Below are 17,662 nucleotides of genomic sequence, written 5' to 3'. Positions count from 1 at the left end.
TATCGCGCTGTCACTTGACGGCTCCCGCGGTCAGCCCGCGCAGGTAGTAGCGTTGCAGCGTTACGAAGAGGATCAGGCAGGGCACCATCATCACGGTGACGCCGGCCTGCACCGCCCCCCAGTCGACCGAGCCGTAGTTGCCCGAACGGACGGCGGCGATGAGGATGGGCAGAGTGTAATTGTCCTGATCGGTCATCAGGACCAGCGCGGCCAGGAACTCGTTCCAGGCCGCGAGGAAGGCGAAGATCGCGACCGTCACGACGCCGGGTAGCACCAGGGGCGCCATCACCCGCATCAGTACGGTGAAGACCCCGGCTCCGTCGACCCGCGCGGCCTCTTCCAACTCCTTCGGAATCCCGTCGAAGGCGTTACGCATCATGAAGACGGAAAAGGGAAGCTGCAGGGTGGTGTAGATCAAGATCAGCCCGAACAGCGTGTTCTGAAGCCCGACCTTGGCCAGGATCAGGAACAGAGGTGTCAGGATCGACTGGAACGGGATCATGATCGTCGAGATGATCAGCACGAATAGCAGGTTCTTCAGCGGGAATGAGAAGCGCGAGAAGCCGTAGCCTGCGAAGAAGCTGACCACGACCGACAGCGCCACGGTGGCCACCGACACGATCACGCTGTTGGCGGCATGGGTCCAGATGCCCGACCCGACGCTGCCCAGCACCTGATAGCTGTCGGTGCTGAAGCCCGTGGTCGGCCAAGGCGGCAGCGGCGGGCGCCGCGCCTCGGCTGTGGGCTTGAGGCTGGCCGCCACCGCCCAGAACAGCGGCGCAAGGAAGATCGCCGAGATGGTCACGCCGACCAGGTGCCGGGTGATCCGCTCGGCCAGCCTGCGCTGCCGGCGGCGTGGCGTGGCCGGTTCGGCGGTGTCGGTCATCTTGCATCCCTCGGGTCCCGCAGCAGGCGGAGTTGCACCGTGCTGATGATGACGAGGATGACGAGCAGAACGATCGACAGCGCCGAGCCGTAGCCGAGGCGGAACGACACGAAGGACTGCGTGAAGATCCAGTAGACCGCCGTCAGCGTCTGGTTGCGCGGCCCCCCGCTCGAGATCAGATAGAACTGGTCGAAGGCGAGCATCGACCCGGCCACCGATAGCGTCAGTGCCAACGCGATGGTCCTGCGCATGAGCGGCAACGTGATCCGCCGGAACCGCTGCGACGCTGACGCGCCGTCGATGCGGGCCGCCTCCAGGATGTCGGAGGGCACGCCCTGCAGGCCGGTCATCAGGATCACCATCGTCAGGCCGGCGGTCTTCCAGACCACCATGATGATGATCGACCAGAACACCCCGTTATAGCTCGCTAGCAGGTTGAACCGACCCTCGGTGATGCCCAGTCCCTGCGCGGCCGGGCTGAAGAGCCCGTTGTCCACGTGCATCAGCCAGACCCACAGCAGCGCGGCGGATCCGAAGCCCACGACGACGGGCAGGAAGACCGCGGTCCGGTAGAAGCTGTTCGCCCGATTCGGCTGCTGCACGAACAGAGCCAGCGGAAAGGCCACCGCAAAGATCGCGATGGTCACCACCACCGTGTAGTAGATCGTGAAGCCCAACGCGTCCCAGAAGCGGCTGTCCGACCACATGCGCACATAGTTGTCGAGGCCGATGAAGCGCGGCTCGCCCATGAGCGGCCAGCGATGCAGCGACATCCAGGCGGCGCTGCCGAGCGGAATGAGGAAGAAGACGACAACGAGAAGGATCGCGGGGCTGACGAAGAGAAGCCCCGCCACCGAGCGGCGCAGTCTCTTGCGGCGGCCGCTCCGCCCGCGGTCGCGCACGCCAATGCCGGCGACCTCCGCTTCCTGGGTCGTGATGCTCATGATGGTGTTCCGGACTTTGGGGCAGTGGGCGCGGCCCGCAGCGTTTAAACGTAGGGGCTGCTCGAGGTCTGTCAGTAGTCCGACATGTCGATCATCGACTGCATCTCCTCCTGCAGATACTGGAAAGTGCCATCGACGTCGTCGGTGTAGAAGATCTCGCCAATGAAGGTGCTCCAGGGGCTCGTGGACGAGTTGATCAGGTCGTTGTAGATCGGCGTTCCCGGCGTCTTGCCGTTCGCCATCGCCTCGGTCGCGGTGGCGTAGCGCTCGTCGAGGCCTTCCAGGGCCTCTTCGGCCACGGCGCCGTTGACCGGAATGCCGGTCGCTCGGGCGAGGATCCTCTGCCCTTCGAGCGAGTACATGAAGTCCACCCATTCTCGGACCGGCTCCATGTCCTCGATTCCGGCGGTCACGACGAAGTTGTCGCCGCCCGCGAACGAGGAGAACCCGCCCTCCTCGCCGGGAATGAAGCCGACGCCGTAGTTCAAATCCGGATAGTCCGCCTTGAGCGCGCCGATCGCGAAGGCACCGGAGAGTTGCAGGCCGATGTTGCCCCCGGCGAAGGCCGCCAGGAAGTTCACCCCGTTATCGGTCTGTGCGCCGGCCGGAACGAGCCCGTCCTCGATCATTCCGCGGTAGAGATCGACCGCCGCCCGCATTTCGGGCGTGTCGAGCGTGGCCGTCCTGGCATCGTCGGAGAACAGTTGCCCGCCCGAGGCCCAGACCATCGGCAGGAAGGTGAAGGCATTGCAGCCCGGGCAGGTACCTGCGTAGTAGAAGCCGTGGATGTCCTCGCCCAGCGCGTCGATCGCGGCGGCATGCTCGGCGATCTCGGCGAAGGTGGTCGGCGGGCTCTCGGGGTCAAGCCCGGCCTGCTCGTAGAGGTCCTTGTTGTAGATCACCAGCGACGCGTCGGCGCCCATGGGCAGCCCGTAGATCTTGCCCTGATACGTGCCGACCTGAATGTGGGCGGGCGACAGTTCGTCGAAATAAGGCAGGGACTGCGCGAACTCCGTCAAGTCCTCGAGCTGCCCGGCCGCGGCGAAGGCCTGGGTGTAGACCAGGTCGATTGACAGGATGTCGGGCGCCGAGCCGCCGGCAGCGGCTGTGGCATACTTCTGCACGAGTTCCGAGCTCGGCACGATCTGCAACTCGATCTGGGTATCGTGGCTCTCGTTGAACACCTCAATCATCTCGGGAAGGAACACTGCAGTGTCGTCCCGCCCCCAGATGGTCAGCGTCTCCTGCGCCGCCAAGGGCGATGCGGCCCCCAACAACGCGGCAATCGTCAGTCCGCTAGTCAGTTCTTTCATGGTTTTTCTCCTCCTCAATTGTATCGCCCCGGTCAGCCGACCGGCCCGATCGTCGATGCCCTGCGCACCAGGGTGCAGGGCAATCGGGTCGTCCCTTCCGCCTGGTGCTCTCCCGCGATCATGCGCATCAGGGTGAGCCCCACCTCCCGGCCGAGTGCGGGCAGGTTCATGTCGATCGAACTGAGCGGTGGCCGGGAATCCTCGGCCAGCACGTGCCAGTTGTCGAAACCAATCACGGCGACCTGTCCAGGGACCGCGATGCCGCGTTCGCGCAGGGCGTCGACCAGCCCGTGCCCGATTTGGTCGTTGCCGCAGAAGACCGCGTCGGGCCACTCGGCCTCGGGCCTGCCGTCAAACAGCTCGGCCACGGCTGTGTGCCCCCAGCGCTGGGACCAGTCGCCGTTGAGGACCGCCATATCGGATGCCAGACCGTGCGCGGCGAGCGTCTCGCGCCAGGACGCGGCCCGCTCCCGCACCACGCGGAAGCGCTCGGGCCCGGTCACGTGAGCGATCCGCCTGCGGCCGATCTCGATGAGATGGGTGACCGCCAGCCGCGCCCCTTGCTTTTCGTCTGGCGCCAGCGTGACCCCGTGCTCGGGACCCTGGCTGAGCGCGTAGACAATCGGAACGGGCACGCCGCTTAGATCGATATCGGGCAGACGGTCGACCCGCCGGCCCGAGATGATGAGCCCGTCGACCCGCTTCTGCAGCAATGCGTCGAGATGCGTGGCACCGAGTTCGGGCGGTCCGTCGATGGTGCAGAGAAAGACGGACATGCCGTGGGCGATCAGCCCCTCCGTAACCCCCGCCATGAGCGGCAAGCTGAAGCGGCCGTAGGTGTCGTCGGTCAGTAGCCCGACTGAGGAACTGCGGCTGGACTGCAGCGCTCGCGCCATCGCGTTCGGGCGAAAATCGAGCCTCTTGGCCGCGTCGAGGACGGCCTTCCGAGTCTCCTCCGACACCCGACCTGTGGCGTTCAGGACCTTGGAAACAGTGGCAGTCGATACCCCCACCGCATTGGCCACGTCGCGGATCGTCACGCGCAAGCCTCCACCCTGGTCCCTCATCGATTCCTCTCATGAGTAATCGTTTAACCACTACATCAAAGTTGGCGATTCGACAAGGGTAAACGTTTAATCTACCGCAAGCAGCTTTGGTTGAGCGTGAGAATGATGACATCCCGGTAGGCCTGACCACGTCATTGCGCCGACGGCGCGTCGCCGAAAATTGCGGCACGGGAATTCGCTGGTAACCGTGTGCTGGCCTTCGACTTCACACAGGACAAATGGGAGGTGCTCGGCGAGTGCAACCGCCAGCAGCGCAATTTGCACATGCCCTGCTGTGGCGCCAAGTATTACTGTTGCGCCGCTCCAAACTGGGTACTCAGTTCTTTGCCCACAAACGGGTCGGTGCCTGTGTTACCGCGCCGGAAACAGAGGTGCACCTGCGCCTCAAGCAACTTGCGGTCGTAGTCGCCCGCTTGCGGGGGTTGGGATGCCGAGACCGAGGTTGCCGGCCGTGGCGCCAACGGAGAACCTTAGTGCGCTGACATGCTCGCTTGGAGGTGATGACGCCCGGATTGCTATCGGGATCCAGTGGTCCAGCCAGACCAGGGAAGAGACCCTGCGCCGGCAAGAGCGGTATCGCCAGTCCGGCAGCCTGTCGAGCTTCAGGGTCATTGCGGTGCCTCCCGCGGCCCATAGAGCGCAGCATCTCCACCACCGAGGAGGGCGATCGTCTGCTGGTCAGGTTACGCCATGCCTTCGCAGAGATCGCGGCGGCAACCGAGGAACTCGACGAGCGCAGGGCGCGGCCGACAGGCATCGTAAAGATCATCATGCCGCGGATTGCTTATCGCGATCTTATGGAGCTGCTGCTCCCCAACTTTCACGCTGCCTATCCGGACGTCGTGCTCGAGATCCATCTCGACGACGCGATAACCGATATCGTGAGTGAGGGATATGATATCGGGCTCCGGCTCGGCGAATATCTAAACCCCGAAACAGTCGCCTTTCCCGTCGGGCCGACACTTCGTCAGATTGCTGTCGCCTCCCCAGCTTATGTCGCCGCGCACGGCACCCCATCGCATCCGCGCGATTTGGCCAATCATCTCTGCATCAATTGGCGTCCGCATCGTGGTGATGCACCCTATGCTTGGGAATTCTCGAAAGACGATGAGCAGATCATCGTCGCGGTGCGCGGACCGCTTACGTAAATGACCGCGAGCTTGCGGTGCGCGCAGCGCGGCTGGGGCTGGGCATTGCGCTATGGGTCGAGCATCGTGTCCGGGATTGGATCGCGTGCGGGGAGCTTGTGTCGCTGCTGGAGGATTGGTCTGCGCCTTATCCCGGTTTCCACGCCTACTACTATCGTGACCGCCACATGAGCCCCGCCACGCGGGCGGTACTGTCGTTCCTGCGCAACGCAAGTCGATCATCGATCCGGAGCGCAAGCGAGCCCTATCGAAGCTGACAGAGGGAAGCAGCGACTCGTTCTGGTCGGAATTGGGTGCATCTGATACCGAGATCGTCATTCGCATCGGCACCCACTGCCACTCGTCGCGGTGCGGCTCATACAATGCAAGCTTCCGGGCAGCGGTCCCGGCGGGCAATCGAGGCCTTACCATCGACAGGCGACTGGGCCATGTCGCTCGCACCGCGGCCAGGTTGGCCTCGACGCTCGACGGCTGGTCTTTGTTAACGAGACCTGGATCAAGACCAACATGGCGCCGCGGCGCGGCTGGGAGCTGACGAGTAGCGGAGATAGGCGGCAGCGGACCTCTGCTATCATTACCGCCGCGATAACGGCTGGATAGATTGAAGGTCCACGGGCGCGGTCGTTCCTTCTCGGATCCAGTTCTTAATCTCACAACAACCTGCCCGCGCTGCACACGATCTGCACACACCAAGTCGTAAGTAGATGATACATAAAACTTTCCGCGTAATCCATTCATGCGGCGCGACGGAAAAGACTTCCCTTTATGTTCAATGGTTTATGATACATCTCAACGAGATCAGATCATGAACGCCGTGCATTAAGTTGGACCAAACCGCACGGGTTTGTACGCTGTTTGATCGATCTGTGCACGGAAATCGCACGGATTGAAAGGACTGCGCTTTGTGGGCCTTACTTCAGCCGTCGCCCTGGAACCATACTATTGTATGACGAGATGATTGACTGATTCTAAGACGGCCTATATCGTGCCGCTCCGTTGGTTTTCCGCAGGAATGCCGCAGCCAGACGAGTGGAGGAGTGGAGATGGTTTTAACAAAATTGCTACGGATGCTGGTGCCGGTGGCGCTGATTGCCGGCTCAACCGTTGCTGTGCCTGCCCAGGAGGCGCTGGGGGATCCGAGCTGGAATTATGACCTCGTTTTGGGCGGCGGCTCGGCGACTGGTAATTCCAAGATCCTGGCAAGCGCGCTTGGCAAGATCGTCACGGAGAACGTGGAGGGCGTCCGCGCTTCGGGGGCGGTCGTTCCGGGTTTCGACGCCGAGAGCGTGATCCACACCCATAACGGCACCATGCATGGCGGGGTGGGGACGCCGCTGGTCATCACGAATGCCACACAGGGGGTGGCGCCGTTCCCCTCCGACGGTGTCGACGTCAAGTTCTGGTTCGCGCACAACGAGGTGCCGCTCAACATCCTCGCGCAGAAGGACGCGGGCATCACCAAGATTAGCGAGCTCGCCGGCAAAACCGTGGCGCTCGCGCCGCCCGGAACCTCGAACTACCTCTTCACCGAAATCATCCTGCAGGCACATGGGCTCGAGGTCAGCGATCTCAATGTGCGCACCATGGATACTTCGGAGGCCATCAACCAGCTTCAGAACGGCAGCGTGGACGCGATCTCCTATGTTCGCGACTACAGCGGCGCGATTCTAGAACTTTCCACCGCGCGCGACATTGTGTTGCTGCAGCCCGAGAAGGAAGCGCTGGACAAAATCCAGCAGCGCATCCCCTGGGCCGGTCCGAAGAAATGGCCGTTCGTCGATGATTACCCCAATCTCGAGGTGCCGGGGGAGGCTCTCGTGTTTGTCTCGCCGGAATTCATGTTCCTCGACGGCGACCTTGAAAACGAGCTCGTCTACGCCATGACGAAGGCCGTCTGGGAAAACATCGAAGAGGTGCGGCGCAGCTCGCAAGTCTTCGCCGAGGTGAATCTCGAGGGGGCCCTGTCCGGTGTGCCGATCGAACCGCATCCCGGCGCGCTGCTCTACTACCGGGAGATGGACGTCCCCGGTTGGGAGCAATATGCGGATTTGATTCCCGAGCAGTAGAACAGAGCCAGGAATGGTCTTTCTCGGGACGCCGTCCGGCGATGGCGTCCCACGGATATGTTGGGGCCGACGGAGAAGGTGATGTCCGGCACGGGGAGCGGCAAGATCGAGATCGCCGAGCAAAGCGGTGCAAGGGACTACGAAGGCTATGGAGCGTTGCGCAAGATCGTCGTCAGCGCCCTGTCTCTTTCGTTGTTCCTTTATCCATTCGTAACCGGGATGCTGAGTCACCCCCCTGCGCTGGTTTTCCGACCCACCTATCTCGCGCTCATGCTGATTCTGTGCGCACTGGTTCTGCCGCCGAAGATTTGCGCCCGCAATACGCCCGGCGCCTATCTTCTCGACGGCATTCTCGTGCTCGGAGCGGCAGCCGCCATCTGGATCGCCTTCGTGTGGCTCGATTTCGTGCTGGTCTTCACGCTGACGCTGCCGCAGAAGCTCCTGTGCATCCTGCTCCTGCTCGGCGCCATGGAGCTTACCCGGCGCACGCCGGTCAAGCCGCTGAACTACATCGCCATCGGCGCCATCGCCTATGCCCTGTTCGGCTACATGCTGCCGGCGCTGTTCGGTCACGCAGGGCTTTCCGTCGACCGTCTCCTCTGGAGCCAGATCTTTACGACGGACGGCCTGTTCGGCACGCCGCTTGCCATCGGCGCGACCTATATCGGGCTCTTCGTCTTCTTCGCCGCGTTCCTGGAGGCCAGCGGCGGCGGACAGAAATTCATGAGCTTCACCATGGCGCTCGCCGGCCGCTTCAGCGGCGGGCCGGCCAAGGTGGCGATCCTGGCAAGCGCGCTGATGGGCATGATGTCGGGCAGCGCGGTGACCAACATCGTGACGACCGGCGTCATCACTATCCCCATGATGAAGCGGGTGGGCTATCGCCCGGAGGTCGCCGCAGGCGTGGAATCGACCGCCTCGCTCGGTAGCCAGATCACGCCCCCGATCCTGGGAGCCACGGCATTCCTCATGAGCGAGATCACCGGCGTGCCGCTGATCCAGATCATGGGTCTGGCACTCATCCCCTGCCTTCTCTTCTATCTGTGCATCTTCATGCAGGTGCATCTGGCTTCGGTGAAGCTCGGCATGAAAGGCATGGATCCGCGTGAGATTCCGGATCTGCGCCGCTCCTCGATCGAGGTCGTGCCCTTCATCCTGCCGCTCGTCGTGCTGGTGTACCTCCTGTGGCGGCGCTATTCGCCCGATTACGCGATCTCTTCCTCGATCATCGCGTTCTTTGCGGTCTGCATGCTTCAGCGGCAGACACGGCAGGCTCTGATCGGCAATTTCATGAACGGCATTCGGCAGGGCGCAAGGACCTGCATTCCGCTGGTCGGCTCTCTGGCGATAGCGGGGGTCATCATCGGCATACTGACGATGACGGGCCTCGGCGACCGGCTTTCCTATCTCATCGAGATCGTCTCGGGCGGGAACATCCATATCATGATCCTCGTCACGGCGCTGACATGCATGTTCCTCGGGATGGGCATGGTGACCATCGGGGCCTATGTGCTGGTCGCCGTCACCACGGCGCCGCTGATGGTCGATCTCGGCATCCCGCTGGTCGTCGCGCACCTCTTCATCTTCTATTTCGCCGTCATGAGCGCAATCAGCCCTCCCGTGATGGTGGGCGTCTTCGCCGCCGCTTCGATCGCCGATTCCGATCCGATTAAGACGGCGCTGCACTCGCTGCGCTTTTCCATCGTCGGATTCCTCGTGCCGTTCATCTTCATCTACGAGCCGCGGATCCTGATGCTCGGCGGCTTCACACCCATGGGCGCGTTCCTTCTGTTTACGACCGTGATCGGCATCATTGCGCTGTCGATGGGCTTCGAACGCTATTCGCTCTTCAACCGGCTACCGCACTGGAAGGCGGCGCTGTTCGTTGCCGTGGCCGTTATCGTGATGATGCCCATGCCCATATTGAGCATCGCCGGCACGGCAATCTTCGCGCTGCTGATGCTGATGGAGATGCTCCATCGGCGGCTTGCACGCAGCTCCGCCGCCTGACGTTCCCTGGGTCTGCTCAGGCCACGTGCCAGCCGCCGTCCATGGGCAGCGTGGCACCGGTGATATCGGCGGAATGGGGTCCGCAAAGGAACGCGATCAGGGTGCCCACATTCTCCGTCTCAACGAAGCGTGCCGTCGGGTGGCGCTCGCGGATATAGGCGCGGCGCGCCTCCGCCTCATCGATGCCCTCGCGCTGCGCGATGCCGGCGATCTTCCTGGCGATCGGCTCTGAAAGCACTGAGCCGGGAGAGACGGCGTTGCAGGTTACGCCGGTTTCGGCCGTCTCGATGGCCACGGCCCGGGTGATGCCGAGGAGCGCGGTCTTGCTGGTGACATAGTCGATGCGCTCGGCCGCGCCGCGATTGCCATAGATGGAGGAGAGGTTGACGATCCGCCCCCAGCCTTTCGCCTTCATGGCGCTGAGCGTGAGCCTGATCAGGTGGAACGCGGCGTTGACGTTCACCGCCAATGCCCGCTCCCAATCAATCCTCGGGAAGTCCTCTATGGCGTGAAAATGGCGTATCACGGCATTGTTGACCAGGATGTTGGGATCGCCGAAATCGGCGCGGATGCGCTCCACCATGCGCTCGATTGCGCTCGGGTCCGCGAGATCCGTTCCGTCGAAGATGACCCGCCGGCCCGTTCGCTCCGAGAGCCGGCTGGCCTTCTCCTGCCCCTCCCGCGGGGAAACCAGCCCGTGGAGGATCACATCGGCGCCCTCCTCGGCAAGCTTGGATGCGATTGCAAGGCCGAGGCCGGACACCGAACCGGTGACGAGCGCTCGTCTGCCCTGCAATACGGGTGATGTCATGTGCGCGCCTCTCCGCCGCAGGCGCCGAAGACACGTCCACAATCCTCGCTCTCATCGATGCGCCACAAGCGTTCGAGCAGGCTGTCCACGTTGCGCAGGCCTATGGGTTCGGCATGCCTGCGGAACTTCTCCGAGAGATTATCGTCGCTCATCGGATTGGCGGCGGAACCGCGCGCGCCTTCGACCACGGCGGTGAATACTCTCCCGTCCTTCATGTCCACCCGCATCTCGATGGAATAGATGTCGCGCTCAGTCTCGTCCACGAAGCGGATCTGCGGCCGGCGCCCCCTTGTCTCGGCGACGGCGGCATCGGAGAACTCGGCCACGCCCGCCCTTCCCTTCAGGATGGCGACCGAGAGGGCGTGCTGAGCGCTCACCTGGGATAACCGGCCGCTTTCCACGTCCGGACGGTCCGTGCGCTCACGCAGGAGCGGATGGGCGCGGATGGTGACCGTGTCGATGTCGGCGGGATCGGCCAAGCCCTGCTCGCGCAGTTCGAGCGCCGCGTCGACCACCGGGTTGAGCACCACGCCGACCGGATAGGGTTTGTAGGTGTTGGAGGCGAACTCCCAGCGCTCCCAGAGCCCCTCCGTCACGTCCTCGGGCTTCGGCGTGTCGCTGTAGAGGCCGATGAAGCCGAACTCGCCGCCGAGCACGTCCGCCGGCCCGGTGAAGCCTTCCCTTGCAAGGCGTGCGGAAATCAGCCCGTTCCGCGCGGCATTGCCGACGCTGATGCTCTTCGACATCGTGCCCAGCGCCTGGACCATGCCGCAGGCCTGCACCGCCGCATTGGCGATCGCGGAGACCGCCGCCCCCTCGTCCAGACGCAGGAGGGTGCTCGCCGCAAGCGCGCTGCCGATCACGCCGCAGGTGGAGGTGATGTGCCAACCGCGCGCATAATGTGCGGGTGAAACGGCGTTGCCGATCCGGCATTCGGCCTCCGCGCCAGCAATGAAGGCCGTCAGGAACGCGCGCCCGCTCGTCCTTTGTTCCTGCGCCACCGCCATCAGGGCCGGCACGACAGGCGCGGAAGGGTGCATCACCGTGCGCGGATGGGTGTCGTCATAGTCGTGGATATTGGCCGCCATGGCGTTCAGGAAGGCGGCGAGCAGCGGATCGCACCTTTCCGCCCGGCCGACCAGGACGGCATTTCCAGACGGGCTGTGCGCAGAGAGCACCTTGAGCGCCTTGTCGATGGCCGGCTCGCGGCAGCCAGCGAAGCCGGTGGCCAGGATATTGACCAGAGCACGTCTTGCCTGATGGCGCACCGCCTCCGGAATATCTTCATAAGCAAGGCTGGTCGCGAAGCGGGCGACGGCCTGCTCGAGCCCAGCCGTGTGATGCGCGATCGCCTTTGTTGCGATCTCAGCCGCCATCTACCTGTCCTCTCCGGCGGCCGCGCCGCGCACCTCCACGCCCGCCTGCGCCTCCACCAGCTTGATCACCGTGGTGAGATCCGCATCCGCACCCAGCGTGTCGCGCGTGGCATTGAGCACTTGCTGGACGGCTTTGCCCACCTTCATGTCGACACCCCGGCGTTCGGCCTCCTCTATGCACAGGCGCGCATCCTTGGCCGACAGGCCGATGGCGAAGCCGAAGTCGAATGTGCGCGGCAGGACATTGTCGGGAATCTTCCTTTCCGTCGCGCTGTTGCGGCCGCTCCCGGCATTCAGCACCTCGATCATGCGGTCCGGGTCGAGCCCGCACTTGACGCCAAGCACCAGTGCCTCGCTGGAGATGGCGAGCGCCGTCGTCGACACGAGATTGTTGATGACCTTCATGGATTGGCCCATGCCCGGCTCCGTGCCGACGACGAAGAGCTTGCCCAGCAACTCCAGCACCGGCCGCAGCTCTTCCACCGCCTCCGCCTCTCCAGCCGCCATCAGGGCAAGCCGGCCGGCCTCCGCCCCGGAGACACCGCCGCTCACGGGACAATCGACCAGGACCTTGCCTCTTGCCGCGAGTGCCGCCGCCACTTGCGCCTCCGTTTCGGAACCCGTGGTGGAGAGATCGACAATGCTGCGCGTCCGCTTCGCCGAGGAAAGGCCGCCCTCGCCCAGACAGACCTGACGGACGACCTCCGGAGTGGGCAGCGACAGGAACGCCGCATCAGCCTCCGCGCCCAGTTCGGCAAGAGAGGGCACATGCCGGGCGCCCGCCCGGACGAGATCGGCCACGGCGTCTTCGTTCGGATCATAGACCACGAGATCGTAGCCGGCCCGCAGAATATTGAGCGCCATCGGCCGGCCCATATTGCCAAGCCCCACGAACCCGTAGATTGCCTGTCCCATGAATAACCTCTCCGTTCTGTAACCGATGCCGTCAGATGCCAGGCGTGGAGCCGCCGTCCACGATTATGGTCGCGCCGTGGACATATGCCGCCTCGCTGGACGCCAGAAAGCAGACCATGCGGGCGATGTCGTCCGGCTCGCCGAAACTTGCAATCTCCAGCGACTGGCGCAGCCTTTCCTGCGCCTCCTCCAGGCCGATTCCCTCGCGCTCGGCCACAGCCGCAATGCGCTTGCGCAAACGGTCCGTCACGATATGTCCGGGGCAGACGACATTGACGCGCGGACGCCCGTCGCGCGCCCGCTTGGCAAGGGCCTTGGAAAAATTGATGATGGCCGAATTGACCGGGCCGCCGATGGTGAAGGCAGGCTCCGGCGTCTGCGCGCCGACGCCGGAGATGTTGATGATGGCACCGCCGCTTTTTTCCAGATGCGGCCAGGCGCTGCGGCAGCTGCGCACCATCCCGTGGTACTTCAGCGCGAAGCCTGAAAGGTGGTCCTCGTCGGAGAGCTCGAGAAAATCGCCGCGCTTGGTGTCCCCGGCATTGTTGACGAGCACGTCGAGGCAGCCGAACAGGCCGACCGTTCTTTTGACCATCTCCTGCGGCGCGGCGGGCTGGGCGAGGTCGACGGCTATTGCAAGGCTCTCGGGCGTGCCTGCCCTTTCCGCTTCGCTTGCCACTTCCTCCAGTGCCACTCGGTCCCTGGCGGCGAGTGCCACGCGGTAACCTGCCGCAGCAAAACCCAGCGCGATGGCCCTGCCGAGGCCGCGGCTGGCGCCGGTGATCAGTGCCACCCGGCTGCTGTGCTTGTCCATGATGCCGATTTTCCCGTCCCCTGGCGCGCCGGCGGCGCCGTTCCGAACCGTATCAGAATACTCTCATACAATCATGTTGACTGTCAATAATATCTCGGGCTAGACGTAACATGCCGGGCAGGCTCCACGCCGGACAGCGTCGACCGGCAAATGCCAGCCAGGAGGAGCCGAAGAGTGCATGTAACGCAAGAGATGGCGGACTATGTCGTCGGCAGCCGGTTCAAGGACCTGCCGGAGGATGTTGTCGCGGAGGCGCGGCGGGCGATCGTGAATATCGTCGGCTGCGCGATGGGCGGTGCGCCGGAGGACGGGGCCGATATTGCCATCGCCACTTTCTCTCCGTTCTTCGGCAAGCCGACGGCCGCCATTATCGGCCGACGGGAGAAGGCGGACCCTCTTCACGCCGCACTCATCAACGGCATCACCTCGCATTTCCACGACTATGACGACACGACGCCGAAGAACTACATCCACGCCAGTTCTCCGGTCGCCTCCGCGCTCTTTGCCTATGCGAGCGCCAATCCCGTCTCGGGACGGGATTTCCTGCACGCCTTCATCCTCGGCTTCGAGGTGACCTCGCGCGTCGGCAATGCGACCTATCCGGCCCACTACGATGCGGGATGGCACAGCACCGGCACGTGCGGCGTCTTCGGCGCCGCCGCTGCCATCGGCAAGCTCATCGGGCTGGATTCCGAGCAGATGGTCCATGCGATCGGGCTCGCCGCCACGCAGGCGGCGGGTCTACGCGAAATGTTTGGCTCCATGGGCAAGCCCTTCCACCCCGGCCGGGCGGCGCAGAATGGCTATGGGGCCGCCCTTCTCGCGCAGAATGGCTTCACCTCCGGCATCTATCCGCTCGAAGGTCCGCGCGGTTTCGCCACGGTGCAATCGGCCGACCATGATCTCTCCAAGCTGACGGACGGCCTCGGCCGCGACTTCGATCTCAGGGAGAACACCTACAAGCCGTTTCCCTGCGGCATCGTCAATCACCCGGCCATCGACGCGGCCATCCAACTTAACCGGGAGCACGGCCTTGCGCCGGGTTCGGTCAAGGCGGTGAGGCTGCGCGTAGCGCCGCTCGTCATGGATCTTTGCGGCAAGCGCGACATCACAAAGGGGCTGCAAGGCAAGTTTTCGGTCGTCCACGGCACGGCGGTCGGTCTCGTGCGCGGCAAGGCCGGCCTGCAGGAATATACCGATGAGGCCGTCAACGACCCGGAGATCCGCCGCGTTCGCGAGAGCGCGGTAGCCGAGGGGGATACAGCCATCTCGGAGGACGGAGTCGCCATGACAGTGGAGCTCCAGGATGGCCGTGTACTCACCAAGACGCTTACCCATTCGCTCGGCAATCTGGCGCGCCCCCTTTCCAACGCCCAGCTCGAGGAGAAATTTCGCGACCAGGCGCGCCGTCTCCTTTCCGCAGGGGGTGTCGAGCGTCTGCTTGGCCAGTGCTGGACCATCGCGGAACTGCCGAGCACCAGCACTCTGGTCGACGCATCGGTGCCGGAGGAAGCCTGACGCCGAGCCCGAGGAGACCGGCTCGCACAGGTGGCGTAGCGCCGAGATGTGCATTATGAAGAGGCCGGACGCCAAGAAGCTGATTTTTGCCATGGATGATCAGAACCTGCAGATCACAAGCCAGCCGACGACGCTGCGGCGCATGGTGGAGGACCGGTTGCGCACCGCAATTCTCCGCGGCCGCTTCCAACCCGGCCAGAGACTCGTCGAGCGGGAACTGTGCGAGCTGATCGGCGTCAGCCGCACCTCCATACGCGAGGCGTTGCGCCAGCTCGAAGCCGAAGGGATCGTCGACACGGTTTCGCAACGCGGCCCCGTCGTTGCGGTCATCGACATGGAAGAGGCCCGACAGCTCTATGCAGTGAGGGCGCTGCTTGAAGGCTATGCCGGAAAGGAGTTCGCACGCAACGCGACGGACGCGGAGGTCGAGGAACTCAGCGAGGCGGTCGACGCCATCAAAGCCGATATCGGCAAGGACGATATCGGTCCGAACATGCTCGGCGCCAAGTCACGCTTCTATGCGGTCCTGATGCGCGGCAGCCGCAATATCTTCATCGAGAAGCTGCTCACAATCCTGCACAACCGGATCATGCTCTTGCGGCTCACAACCATGAACCAGCCGGGCCGCGTCCATGAGAGTCTCGCCGAGATCGGGGAGATCCGCGACGCGATCGCTGCACGTGACCCCGAGCGCGCCGAGCGCGCCTGCATCAGGCATATCGAGTCCGCCAGCATCGTCGCGATGCGCGTATTGCAAAAGCAGGAAGAGCAAAAGCACAGCTAGCGTGTGCGTTCCGCCGATATGCAGCGGGACGCATCCGATGCGGGGGACTGGAGGACGAAATCGGCCTATGGCGTCTAACCGGACCGCGGGACCGCCGCGGCACGAGGGGGTGCGTGCGTGCGCACGGGCTTGCAAGGAAGCAGGCGGACGCCGGCGGCCTTGTCGCACCGTAACGGGTGCGGCCTGACATGCCGGACCTGGCGCTGTTTATCCTCGCCGGACTTATCGGCGGCGCCGTCAACGCGCTGGCAGGCGGTGCCAAGCTTTTCATCTTCCCTCTGCTCATAGCCTCGGGCCTGCCGCCGGTGGTTGCCAATGCCACGAGTACGGTCGCCCTCTGGCCGGCACAGCTTCCAGCCGCCTGGCTTTACCGGCACATTTTCGCCGGACGTGCGGTAGCCTTCCTGCGCCGCCTCGCCCCGGCCCTCGCCGGCGCGCTGATGGGCTCGTTTGCGCTAATTCTATCTCCGGAGGATGCATTTCTCGCGGTGGTGCCTTTTCTGCTGGTTTTGGCGGTGGTGGCAATCGCGCTCGGAAATCGCCTGGCGCTGCTGGTGAACCGCCTGGTGGTGGGCCGCAGTCACGGCCTGCTGACGATGCTTCTGATGTTTCTCACCGGCTTCTATGGAGGCTATTTCGCCGCCGGGCTCGGCTTCTTCCTCATAACGATCCTGACCATGGGGGGCATGACGTCGATCCGCAACGCCAATGCGGAGAAGAATCTGAGCGCCTTCTTCATTAACACGACGACCATCATTCCCTATTTCCTGTCAGGGCTTGTCGATCTGCAGGCGGCCCTGAGCGTGCTTGCCGGGGGGCTGGTGGGCGGCTATTGCGGCGGGTGGCTGAGCAAGTACCTGCCTGAAACACCGATGCGCATCCTCGTGGCCACACTCGGCCTCATCCTCACGCTCTCCTTCTTGTTCTGAGGTAAAATCGGCGGTCGACGGAATGCAGGCTGGCCGGGCGCGGCAGCGCGCCCGGCCAGGGGTGGCGGCGACTACTCGCTCTTTTCCTGCTGCTCCAGGGTCGCGAGGATGGCCTGATAGGTCTCACGCTCCTTCCGGATCACCTCGCGCGCCTCGGCGAGACCGCGGAAGGTCATGTCCATGAAGCGCGTCTCCCCGACATTCTGGGCCTGCTCGCCATTGACGGCCGGCTCGAAAGCGGCGGAAATCTTCTCCAGCACTTCTTCGGGCGTGCCCGCCGGCGCATGCAGCGAGATATGACTGGTCACGCCGAAGGGAAAGCCCATTTCGCCCATGGAGATCAGATCCGGAGCGACCTTCAGCCGGCCGTGAGAAGCCGCGAACAGGGCTTTCGCGTCGCCGGCATTGACGAGTGGAGCCCAGGAACCTCCGGAGAAGGAGACGTCGACATCCCCCGACAACACGGCCTGGACGGCGCCGCTCCCGCCGCTGACGGGCAGCGGCAGCAGTTCTATTCCCCGTTCCTTGGCGATGTACTGCATCAGCAGGCGGTCGATGGCCAGCTGGCTGGCATAAGTCATCGGCCGGTTCTCTTCCTTGACGCGCTCGACCAACTCATCAAGTGTGCCGAAAGGCACGTCCTTGTTGGCAAAGACGGCGTTCTGAAACTCGCCCAGAATGGCGACATGCCCGAAGTCGTCGATGTCATAGGCCGTGCGTTCCACGAGCGGCGCCAGAGTGATGGAGGTCGAGTTCGTGGCGAGCAGCGTGTAGCCGTCCGGATCCCGGCTCATTACCTGCGTCGCCGCCACTCCGCCACCGGCGCCGCCTACATTCTGCACGAGGATGTTTTGACCGAGCTCGCGGCTAAGAATCTCGGTCATGGCGCGGATGGCGGAGTCCGTGCCGCCTCCGGCAGGATAGGCGACAACGATGGTAATATCGTCTTGGGGCCATTCCTGTGCCGCGGCCGGCGCCGTCCACGATGAAACGAGCGCGAGCGCGCCCGCACCCGCCATTGCTGCCGCGGCAAAGAGGCTCGTTCGTCTTGTCATTCCCGGCATCGAGCAGTCCTCCCTTT

General features: G+C 63.9%; 16 protein-coding genes. 7 read left to right on the top strand and 9 right to left on the bottom strand.

The annotated features are described in order from the left end of the window. Window positions 1-10: 10 nt before the first annotated feature. From ACFP9U_RS00950 to ACFP9U_RS00935, 4 genes are all read right to left on the bottom strand, one after another. Window positions 11-886, bottom strand: coding sequence for a carbohydrate ABC transporter permease (locus ACFP9U_RS00950; protein ID WP_322450485.1), 876 nt, complete (start codon window positions 884-886; stop codon window positions 11-13). Beyond that, window positions 883-1,830, bottom strand: coding sequence for a carbohydrate ABC transporter permease (locus ACFP9U_RS00945; protein ID WP_378618344.1), 948 nt, complete (start codon window positions 1,828-1,830; stop codon window positions 883-885). The genes ACFP9U_RS00950 and ACFP9U_RS00945 overlap by 4 nt, the downstream gene beginning before the upstream one ends. Window positions 1,831-1,901: 71 nt before the next feature. After that, window positions 1,902-3,143 carry an ABC transporter substrate-binding protein gene (locus ACFP9U_RS00940; RefSeq protein ID WP_322450483.1) on the bottom strand — a complete coding sequence of 414 codons (1,242 nt, stop codon included), beginning with the start codon at window positions 3,141-3,143 and terminating at the stop codon, window positions 1,902-1,904. Window positions 3,144-3,175: 32 nt separating this feature from the next. Next, window positions 3,176-4,183: a LacI family DNA-binding transcriptional regulator gene (locus ACFP9U_RS00935; protein WP_378618342.1), complete on the bottom strand. Its 1,008-nt coding sequence runs from the start codon at window positions 4,181-4,183 to the stop codon at window positions 3,176-3,178. A gap of 527 nt (window positions 4,184-4,710) precedes the next feature. Between ACFP9U_RS00935 and ACFP9U_RS00930 the strand changes: the two genes are divergently transcribed. From ACFP9U_RS00930 to ACFP9U_RS00915, 4 genes are all read left to right on the top strand, one after another. After that, window positions 4,711-5,358, top strand: a complete 648-nt coding sequence (locus tag ACFP9U_RS00930) for a LysR substrate-binding domain-containing protein (protein ID WP_378618340.1) — start codon at window positions 4,711-4,713, stop codon at window positions 5,356-5,358. 17 nt (window positions 5,359-5,375) lie between these two features. Further along, complete coding sequence (locus tag ACFP9U_RS00925) at window positions 5,376-5,615, top strand: LysR substrate-binding domain-containing protein (RefSeq protein WP_378618338.1); 240 nt, start codon at window positions 5,376-5,378, stop codon at window positions 5,613-5,615. Between the two features lie 786 nt (window positions 5,616-6,401). Then, window positions 6,402-7,424, top strand: a complete 1,023-nt coding sequence (locus ACFP9U_RS00920) for a TAXI family TRAP transporter solute-binding subunit (protein ID WP_378618416.1) — start codon at window positions 6,402-6,404, stop codon at window positions 7,422-7,424. A gap of 81 nt (window positions 7,425-7,505) precedes the next feature. Further along, window positions 7,506-9,434, top strand: coding sequence for a TRAP transporter permease (locus ACFP9U_RS00915; protein ID WP_378618337.1), 1,929 nt, complete (start codon window positions 7,506-7,508; stop codon window positions 9,432-9,434). A gap of 16 nt (window positions 9,435-9,450) precedes the next feature. Here the strand turns inward: ACFP9U_RS00915 and ACFP9U_RS00910 are convergent, their stop codons facing one another. From ACFP9U_RS00910 to ACFP9U_RS00895, 4 genes are read right to left on the bottom strand one after another with little or no spacing between them, the layout of a single operon-like run. Then, window positions 9,451-10,245, bottom strand: a complete 795-nt coding sequence (locus ACFP9U_RS00910; RefSeq protein WP_378618335.1) for an SDR family oxidoreductase — start codon at window positions 10,243-10,245, stop codon at window positions 9,451-9,453. Then, the gene (locus tag ACFP9U_RS00905; RefSeq protein ID WP_322450453.1) at window positions 10,242-11,621 is read right to left on the bottom strand and encodes an MmgE/PrpD family protein; all 1,380 of its coding nucleotides are present in this window, start codon (window positions 11,619-11,621) and stop codon (window positions 10,242-10,244) included. Before ACFP9U_RS00905 ends, ACFP9U_RS00910 begins: the two co-directional genes overlap by 4 nt. Next, window positions 11,622-12,536, bottom strand: coding sequence for an NAD(P)-dependent oxidoreductase (locus ACFP9U_RS00900; RefSeq protein ID WP_322450452.1), 915 nt, complete (start codon window positions 12,534-12,536; stop codon window positions 11,622-11,624). A gap of 31 nt (window positions 12,537-12,567) precedes the next feature. Continuing rightward, complete coding sequence (locus ACFP9U_RS00895; RefSeq protein ID WP_378618333.1) at window positions 12,568-13,350, bottom strand: SDR family oxidoreductase; 783 nt, start codon at window positions 13,348-13,350, stop codon at window positions 12,568-12,570. Between the two features lie 174 nt (window positions 13,351-13,524). On the opposite strand from ACFP9U_RS00895, the gene ACFP9U_RS00890 reads away from it, so the two are divergent. From ACFP9U_RS00890 to ACFP9U_RS00880, 3 genes are all read left to right on the top strand, one after another. Beyond that, a complete protein-coding gene (locus ACFP9U_RS00890; RefSeq protein WP_378618331.1) occupies window positions 13,525-14,868 on the top strand; it encodes an MmgE/PrpD family protein in 1,344 nt (447 codons plus the stop codon). Between the two features lie 91 nt (window positions 14,869-14,959). Beyond that, complete coding sequence (locus ACFP9U_RS00885) at window positions 14,960-15,652, top strand: GntR family transcriptional regulator (RefSeq protein WP_378618414.1); 693 nt, start codon at window positions 14,960-14,962, stop codon at window positions 15,650-15,652. A gap of 188 nt (window positions 15,653-15,840) precedes the next feature. After that, window positions 15,841-16,581, top strand: a complete 741-nt coding sequence (locus tag ACFP9U_RS00880) for a sulfite exporter TauE/SafE family protein (protein WP_322450448.1) — start codon at window positions 15,841-15,843, stop codon at window positions 16,579-16,581. 71 nt (window positions 16,582-16,652) lie between these two features. Here the strand turns inward: ACFP9U_RS00880 and ACFP9U_RS00875 are convergent, their stop codons facing one another. Continuing rightward, window positions 16,653-17,636 carry a tripartite tricarboxylate transporter substrate binding protein gene (locus ACFP9U_RS00875; protein WP_378618330.1) on the bottom strand — a complete coding sequence of 328 codons (984 nt, stop codon included), beginning with the start codon at window positions 17,634-17,636 and terminating at the stop codon, window positions 16,653-16,655. Window positions 17,637-17,662 lie beyond the last annotated feature (26 nt).

It is taken from the genome of Nitratireductor sp. GCM10026969 (assembly GCF_042660605.1).
GTDB lineage: Bacteria > Pseudomonadota > Alphaproteobacteria > Rhizobiales > Rhizobiaceae > Chelativorans.
This window is presented reverse-complemented; position numbering and strand designations above follow the sequence as displayed.

What these genes read in the sequence shown, in the direction of transcription:
- ACFP9U_RS00915 (WP_378618337.1), top strand. Translation starts at nt 7,506, where the DNA reads ATGTCCGGCACGGGGAGCGGCAAGATCGAGATCGCCGAGCAAAGCGGT.
- ACFP9U_RS00920 (WP_378618416.1), top strand. Translation starts at nt 6,402, where the DNA reads ATGGTTTTAACAAAATTGCTACGGATGCTGGTGCCGGTGGCGCTGATT.
- ACFP9U_RS00940 (WP_322450483.1), bottom strand. Translation starts at nt 3,143, where the DNA reads ATGAAAGAACTGACTAGCGGACTGACGATTGCCGCGTTGTTGGGGGCC.
- ACFP9U_RS00905 (WP_322450453.1), bottom strand. Translation starts at nt 11,621, where the DNA reads ATGGCGGCTGAGATCGCAACAAAGGCGATCGCGCATCACACGGCTGGG.
- ACFP9U_RS00910 (WP_378618335.1), bottom strand. Translation starts at nt 10,245, where the DNA reads ATGACATCACCCGTATTGCAGGGCAGACGAGCGCTCGTCACCGGTTCG.
- ACFP9U_RS00880 (WP_322450448.1), top strand. Translation starts at nt 15,841, where the DNA reads ATGCCGGACCTGGCGCTGTTTATCCTCGCCGGACTTATCGGCGGCGCC.
- ACFP9U_RS00950 (WP_322450485.1), bottom strand. Translation starts at nt 886, where the DNA reads ATGACCGACACCGCCGAACCGGCCACGCCACGCCGCCGGCAGCGCAGG.
- ACFP9U_RS00945 (WP_378618344.1), bottom strand. Translation starts at nt 1,830, where the DNA reads ATGAGCATCACGACCCAGGAAGCGGAGGTCGCCGGCATTGGCGTGCGC.
- ACFP9U_RS00885 (WP_378618414.1), top strand. Translation starts at nt 14,960, where the DNA reads ATGGATGATCAGAACCTGCAGATCACAAGCCAGCCGACGACGCTGCGG.
- ACFP9U_RS00895 (WP_378618333.1), bottom strand. Translation starts at nt 13,350, where the DNA reads ATGGACAAGCACAGCAGCCGGGTGGCACTGATCACCGGCGCCAGCCGC.
- ACFP9U_RS00875 (WP_378618330.1), bottom strand. Translation starts at nt 17,636, where the DNA reads ATGACAAGACGAACGAGCCTCTTTGCCGCGGCAGCAATGGCGGGTGCG.
- ACFP9U_RS00900 (WP_322450452.1), bottom strand. Translation starts at nt 12,536, where the DNA reads ATGGGACAGGCAATCTACGGGTTCGTGGGGCTTGGCAATATGGGCCGG.
- ACFP9U_RS00930 (WP_378618340.1), top strand. Translation starts at nt 4,711, where the DNA reads ATGACGCCCGGATTGCTATCGGGATCCAGTGGTCCAGCCAGACCAGGG.